This is a genomic window from Delftia sp. ZNC0008 (assembly GCF_000799035.1).
Classification (GTDB): domain Bacteria; phylum Pseudomonadota; class Gammaproteobacteria; order Burkholderiales; family Burkholderiaceae_C; genus Comamonas; species Comamonas tsuruhatensis.
Window position 1 is genome coordinate 1 of sequence record NZ_JTKZ01000855.1, and the last position, 6,432, is coordinate 6,432.

Here is a 6,432-nt window from a genome sequence, read left to right on the forward strand (position 1 = left end):
GTGGCCAGGTCCTGGGCAGCGCCGGCGTGGGCGCCTCCACGGGCGTGGGCGGCGCGCGGGTGGGTATGGGCGTGGGCTCGTCCACCTTGCTGCACGACCCGCAGCGCTCCGCCACCCAAACACCGCAGGAGCCCGCACCTGCAGCGCCCTCCCAGACCCCCGCCGGCCAGCTGCAATGGCGCGACGCCAGCGGTCAGGTCGTACCGGCCTGCCGCGTCGACGGGCGTTGCTAACGCTTAAGCGTATGCGTCGCCCTGGAAGGTGCGCCTGGCCCAGCCTAGCGCAGCCGCTCAGGGGGTACTTCGGTTCACCCCGCCCAGACGATACGGTCCCGGCCCGCGTTCTTGGCGAGGTACAGGCGCCGGTCGGCATCGGCCAGCAATTGGTCGGCGCTGTTGTCGGGCGAAGGCGCCATGCTGGCCACACCCAGGCTGACGGTCAGCGCATGGCCCAGGGGCGAGGCGGCGTGAGGCAGGTCCAGCGCCCTGAGCGCATCGACGATGCCCTGCGCAACCAGCACCGCGCCGTCCAGCGCCGTATGGGGCAGCAGGCAGACGAATTCCTCGCCGCCATAGCGCGCCAGCAGGTCGCCAGGCCGGTGCAGCGCGCCCTGTATGGCCTGGGACAGCTGGCTCAGGCATTCATCGCCGACCAGATGGCCGTAGTGGTCGTTGTAGGCCTTGAAGTGGTCCACATCGATCATCACCAGCGACAGCGGCTCGCCCAGCCGCTGCAGGCGCATGAACTCGCGCTCCAGCTGGGCGCCGAAAAAGCGCCGGTTGGCCGTGCCCGTCAGCCCGTCGCTGTGCGAGAGCAGCTGCAGCATCTTGCGCTGCTGTGCAATCTCCAGATGCGTGCGCACACGCGCCTTGAGCACGGGCGGGCGAAAGGGCTTGGTCACGAAATCCACCGCGCCCAGGTTCAGTCCCAGTTCCTCGCAATGGGGCTCGGTCAGCGCCGTGAGAAAGATGACGGGGATGTGGGCGGTTTCCAGGTCCGCCTTCAGGCGCCGGCAGACCTCGAAGCCGTCCATCTCGGGCATGCGGATGTCCAGCAGGATGAGGTCGGGCAGGTACTGGCGGGCCAGGGTCAGCGCGTCCTCGCCCGTGTGGGCCATGAGCACGCTGCACAGATCCTTGATCACCTGGCAGATGATGGCGGCGTTGTCCGGGACGTCGTCCACCACAAGCACCTTCTGCCCGGCAGGCAAGGGCTGTAGCGGGTTGGGCAGCGTAGGGGGGAAGGCGGAGTAGGGCATGGCCGGTGGGATTTCGGGCCGAGAATACCCCGGAACCCGCAGCCCTGGATAGGGCGCAGGGGGTGTGGACAATTTGTAAAGATCTCTGTCTTCGGCAGGCAGGCGGCCCGGTGGCCTCAGGCGTATAGAGGCTCTTCCTGCATCGCCTCGATCTGCTCGTTGAGCATGTCCACCTGTCCGCGCCAGTAGTCGGGCGTGCCGAACCAGGGGAAGTTGATGGCAAAGATCGGGTCGTCCTGGCGTCGCGCCAGCCAGGCGCTGTAGTGGATGAGGCGCAGCGTGCGCAGCGGCTCGATCAGGGCCAGCTCGCGGCGGTCGAAGGGGCGGAACTGCTCATAGCCATCCAGCAGGGCCCCCAGCTGGCGCGTGCGCTGGCTGCGGTCGCCCGACAGCAGCATCCACAGGTCCTGCACGGCCGGGCCCGTGCGCGCATCGTCCAGGTCCACGAAATGCGGGCCGCCATGGCCTTCGTCGTCCAGCGGCGTCCACAGCACGTTGCCGGGATGGCAGTCGCCGTGCAGGCGCAGCGTGCGCGCGCTGTGCAGGCCGAAGTGGCCGGCTGCGCTCAGGCCGTCGGCAGCGGGTGCCATCAGCTCAAGGGCGCGCTGGCAGGCGGCTTTCCAGGTGGATTCCACCTCCAGCGGAATCATTTTCCGGTCCAGCAGCCATTGCATGGAGTCGTGGCCGAAGGTGGCCAGGTCCAGCGCGGGCCGGTGCACAAACGGGCGGGCTTCGCCCACGGTGTGGATGCGGGCCAGGAAGCGCCCGGTCCACTCCAGCACCTCGAAATCGTCCAGCTCGGGCGGGCGGCCACCGCGCCACGGGCTGACCGAGAAATCAAAGCCCGCATAGCTGTGCAGCGTGGCACCTTCCAGCACCAGCGGGGGCACGGCAGGCACTTCGGCGGCCGTCAGCTCGGCGCTGAAGGCGTGCTCCTCCAGGATCTGATCGCGGCTCCAGCGGCCCGGGCGGTAGAACTTCAGCACCACGCGTTCGCCGTCCTCCAGCACGGCCTGGTAGACGCGGTTTTCGTAGGAGGCCAGGGCCGTGAGCCGGCCATCGCCCCACAGGCCGACCGAGGCCAGTGCGTCGAGCACGGCGTCGGGCGTGAGCCGGGCATAGGCGTGCGAACCGGCATCGGGGACGGCACTCAGATCAGGATCGTATGGTGTGGCAGACATGGGGCGATTGTCGCCGGGCTGGCTTAAGCTTTGCGTCCGCCCGACAACGCCGATCCGCCCGCCGTGCCGCTGCTGCCCCACTTCCTGCAATCCCATGCCATCGCCAGTGCGGCCGGGCCATCCGACGACTGGAGCGCCTGGCACCTCGGCCGTGGCCGCTATGCGGTCTGGGTGGTGACGATGCAGGCGCTGGCCCCGCCTGTGCGCGACGCAGTGCAAGCCGCCTGTGCGCAGGCACGCCGCTGGCTGGGCGCGGCGCTGGTCCCGCACTGCCAGCGGCAACTGCACGTGACCCTGGCCACCGCGGGCTTTCTGGATGGCGGTGCGCAACTGCCGCAGGCCTACGGCGCGGCGCAACTGTCGCGCGACCTGCTCGCGCTGCAGCACCTGCCGGCCGCGCCGCTGCAGCTGGAGTTCGGTGGCTGGGGAAGTTTCGAGCTGGCGCCCTACCTTCAGGTGCGCGACGGCAGGCCGGACGGCTGCACGCTGCACGGACTGCATGGCGTACTCGCGCAGACAGGGCCAGGGCTGGTGCTGACCGAGGCGATGCGCCCCTACGTGCCCCATGTGACGCTGGGCGCCTGGAGCGCTGCCTGGCCCCGTGACCAGGTGCTGCAATGGATGAGCGGCCTGCCAATGCAGGAGCACTGGCAGGCCGCCGTGGGCGAGATCGCGCTGGTCAGCTATGCAGCCGATGTGCTGCACGGGCCGTTGACCTGCCACGCCCGCTACGACCTCCTGGGCCGCAGGCTGCACTGGCTGCAGAGGCCGGACTGGGCCTGATCAGGCCAGGGTGATCTGCACGTCGATGTTGCCGCGCGTGGCGTTGGAGTAGGGGCAGACCTGGTGGGCCGCGTCCACCAGGGCCTGGGCGGCGGCCCTGTCCATGCCGGGCAGGCTGACCTTCAGGCGCGCGGCGATGCCGTAGGCGTTGGGGATGGTGCCCAGGTCCACTTCGGCGTCGATGGCCAGGTCCTGGGGCAGGCTGATCTTCTGCTTGCCGGCCACGGCCTTGATGGCGCCGATGAAGCAGGCCGAGTAGCCGGCGGCGAACAGTTGCTCGGGGTTGGTGCCCGTGCCGCTGGTGCCCGGCGAGGACAGGGTCACATCCAGGCGTCCGTCATCGGTGCGCGAGGCGCCGTCGCGGCCGCCGGTGGTGTGGGCACGTGCGGTGTACAGGACTTTTTCGAGCTGGGCCATGGTGTCTTCCTTTTGCAAAGTTGTCCGGCGTGCGGACGGGTGGAGGAAATCGTCTGCGGGTGGTCGTCAATCGCTGCGGCGCGGCACCAGCCGCTGGCGCAGTGCGCCCAGTTGCTGCGTCAGCGCCTGCAACTCGGGCAGCGTGCACTGCGTGCTCTGCAGCACGCAGGCGGGAATCTTTTCAGCCGCATCGCGCAGCGCCCGGCCTTGCGAGGTGAGCGTGATGCGCACGCGCCTCTCGTCCTGCGCATCGCGCACCCGCTCCAGCAGGCCCGCGCCTTCCAGGCGCTTGAGCAACGGGGTCAGCGTGCCCGAATCCAGATACAGCTGTTCGCCGATCTCGGACACGGTCAGGCCGTCGCGCTCCCACAGCACCAGCATCACCAGGTACTGCGGATAGGTCAGGCCGATGCCATCGAGCAGGGGCTTGTACAGCTTGGTCATGGCCAGCGATGCCGAGTACAGCGCGAAGCAGACCTGGTTGTCCAGGCGCAGAAGCTCGGAGCTGTCGAGAGGAAGGGGGTGGCTGCTGGGCATGGGTTGAATTATTGCTGTCAATTAAATTGTGCACAACTTAATTTGAAAAACCCCTTCGGATCGGAAGGTGAAGATCCGCAGGGGTCGAGGGACCGAGGGGGCCTATCGGCCCGTGAAGCGCGCGGGGCGTTTTTCGATGAAGGAGCGCACGCCCTCGGCCGCATCCTCGCTGCTGGCCAGGCGCTGCTGCACGGGAATGAAGTCGGCCACGGCGGCGGCCTGGCCCAGCTCGATGGCCTTGAGCACATTGAGCCGCGTGGCCACCACGGCCTGCGGGGCCTGGGCTGCAATCCGCTCGGCAATGCGCAGCGCCTCGGCCAGCTCCTGGCCGGCCGGCACCACCTTCTGCACGAAGTTCAGGCGATAGGCCTCGGCGCTGTCGAATTCGTCGGCCGTCAGCAGGTGCAGCATGGCATTGCCCACGCCCGCACGTTCGGCCATGCGCAGCGTGGCGCCGCCCGTGGGCATGATGCAGCGCTGCACCTCCAGCTGGGAAAAGCGGCAGTCATCGGCCGCGACCACGATGTCGGCGCCCAGCATCAGCTCGATGCCCACCGTGAAGCAAATGCCCTTGACCGCCACCACCATGGGCTTGGCGCGGCGCCGGTAGCCGACCAGGCCGTAGTCGTGCGGCTCCACCAGGCCTTGCGGGATGGCCTTCCTGCCCGAGCGCAGGTACTCCGCCATCACCGGCAGGTCCAGCCCCGCCGTGAAATGGCTGCCGAACGCATGCAGCACGCCCACGCGCAATTGCGGGTCGTCGTCCAGCCGGGTATAGGCCTCGGCCAGCTGCTGGAACATGGGGGGCGTCCAGCCGTTGCGCTTGGCGGGGCGGTTGATGCCGATCAGCAGCACATGGCCGCGCACTTCGCAGCTGATGCAGCCTTCGGGCGGCGGGGTGGGGGTGTTGATGTCCATGCGTGTCTCCTGCGCATGGACCTTAGAGCAGGCCGCTGGAGGGCGCAGTCGCGCAGAAGACGGCCGGCCCGTGCGGGCCGGCAGGCAAAGGCCGTGTATCAGTAGCTGTACACGCCGCGGCCCGTCTTGCGGCCCAGGCGGCCGGCGGCGACCATTTCCTTGAGCAGGGGGCAGGGACGGTACTTGCTGTCGCCGAATTCCTTGAGGTAGACCTCCATCACGGCCAGGCACACGTCCAGGCCGATCATGTCGGCCAGGGCCAGCGGGCCGATAGGCTGGTTGCAGCCCAGCTTCATGCCGGCGTCGATGTCCTCGGCCGATGCCAGGCCTTCGGCCAGCACGAAGAAGGCCTCGTTGATCATGGGCACCAGGATGCGGTTGACCACGAAGCCGGGGGCATTCTTCACGGTGATGGGGCTCTTGCCCAGGCGCTCGGACAGTTCCTTGACCGTGGCGTGCGTCTCGTCGCTGGTCTGCAGGCCGACGATGATCTCCACCAGCGCCATCATGGGCACGGGGTTGAAGAAGTGCATGCCGATGAACTTGTCGGCACGGCCCGTCACGGCGGCCAGCTGGGTGATGGAGATGGACGAGGTGTTGGTGGCGACGATGACGTCGGCATCCAGCAGGGCGTCCAGCTGCTTGAGGATCTTGACCTTGAGCTCGTAGTTCTCGGTGGCGGCCTCGATGACCAGTTGCGCGCCCTTGAGCGCCGCGTAGTCGGTCGATGTCTTGATGCGGGCCAGGGCGGCGGCCTTGTCGGCCTCGGTCAGCTTTTCCTTCTTGATCAGGCGGTCCAGGCTGCCCGAGACGGTGGCCACGCCCTTCTGGACGGCGGCATCGGAGATGTCCACCATGACCACGTCGATGCCCGATACCGCGCAGGCCTGCGCGATGCCGTTGCCCATGGTGCCTGCGCCGATGATGCCTACGGTTTGAATTGCCATGACTGTCAGTCTCCTCAAACGAACAAAGTGAATGCGAACGTGAATGCGATCCAGCGATCGTAGCGGGATTCGGAGCATCCACCGGGTTTGCCCCGGCTTGCGGCGCCGCGCAGGCGACTGCAACAGTGGATGGCTACACCGCAGGGGAGGGGGAGGCATGCTGGACTACATCGTGATCGGAGGCGGCTCGGCGGGCTCGGTGCTGGCCGGGCGGCTCAGCGAGGATGCGCAGACGCAGGTGGCGCTGCTGGAGGCCGGGCCGGCCGACTCCAGCGTGCTCATCCACTGTCCGGCAGGCATGGCCGCCATGGCCAAGGGCGGGCGCCACAGCTGGGGCCTGTCCACCGTGCCGCAGCCGGGCCTGGGCGGGCGGCGTGGCCACCAGACGCGG

7 protein-coding genes and 2 pseudogenes are annotated in these 6,432 nt (G+C 68.4%); 3 read left to right on the plus strand and 6 right to left on the minus strand.

All coding sequences use genetic code 11. The annotated features are described in order from the left end of the window. A pseudogene (locus L995_RS27475) lies at positions 1-233 on the plus strand (hypothetical protein); the annotation flags it as partial. A gap of 74 nt (positions 234-307) precedes the next feature. Here the strand turns inward: L995_RS27475 and L995_RS27480 are convergent. Both L995_RS27480 and L995_RS27485 read right to left on the minus strand, forming a co-directional pair. Then, positions 308-1,258: a diguanylate cyclase gene (locus L995_RS27480; RefSeq protein ID WP_016446559.1), complete on the minus strand. Its 951-nt coding sequence runs from the start codon at positions 1,256-1,258 to the stop codon at positions 308-310. Positions 1,259-1,374: 116 nt separating this feature from the next. After that, entirely contained in the window at positions 1,375-2,439 is a 1,065-nt protein-coding gene (locus L995_RS27485; protein ID WP_047474524.1) for a serine/threonine protein kinase, read from the minus strand. Positions 2,440-2,469: 30 nt separating this feature from the next. Here L995_RS27485 and L995_RS27490 point away from each other — a divergent pair, with 30 nt between their 5' ends. Continuing rightward, complete coding sequence (locus tag L995_RS27490; RefSeq protein ID WP_047474526.1) at positions 2,470-3,222, plus strand: 2'-5' RNA ligase family protein; 753 nt, start codon at positions 2,470-2,472, stop codon at positions 3,220-3,222. On the opposite strand, the gene L995_RS27495 is transcribed toward L995_RS27490, so the two are convergent. The 4 genes from L995_RS27495 to L995_RS27510 all read right to left on the minus strand — a co-directional run bounded on the left by L995_RS27495 (position 3,223) and on the right by L995_RS27510 (position 6,041). Then, positions 3,223-3,639, minus strand: coding sequence for an organic hydroperoxide resistance protein (locus tag L995_RS27495; protein WP_016451896.1), 417 nt, complete (start codon positions 3,637-3,639; stop codon positions 3,223-3,225). It lies immediately after the preceding gene. A gap of 66 nt (positions 3,640-3,705) precedes the next feature. Beyond that, the gene (locus tag L995_RS27500) at positions 3,706-4,176 is read right to left on the minus strand and encodes a MarR family winged helix-turn-helix transcriptional regulator (protein ID WP_047474528.1); all 471 of its coding nucleotides are present in this window, start codon (positions 4,174-4,176) and stop codon (positions 3,706-3,708) included. Positions 4,177-4,278: 102 nt separating this feature from the next. After that, the gene (locus L995_RS27505) at positions 4,279-5,094 is read right to left on the minus strand and encodes a crotonase/enoyl-CoA hydratase family protein (protein WP_034366841.1); all 816 of its coding nucleotides are present in this window, start codon (positions 5,092-5,094) and stop codon (positions 4,279-4,281) included. A 98-nt stretch (positions 5,095-5,192) separates the two neighbouring features. Next, positions 5,193-6,041, minus strand: a complete 849-nt coding sequence (locus L995_RS27510; protein ID WP_016446551.1) for a 3-hydroxybutyryl-CoA dehydrogenase — start codon at positions 6,039-6,041, stop codon at positions 5,193-5,195. A 157-nt stretch (positions 6,042-6,198) separates the two neighbouring features. Here L995_RS27510 and L995_RS27515 point away from each other — a divergent pair. Next, positions 6,199-6,432: pseudogene (locus L995_RS27515) on the plus strand (GMC family oxidoreductase N-terminal domain-containing protein); the annotation flags it as partial.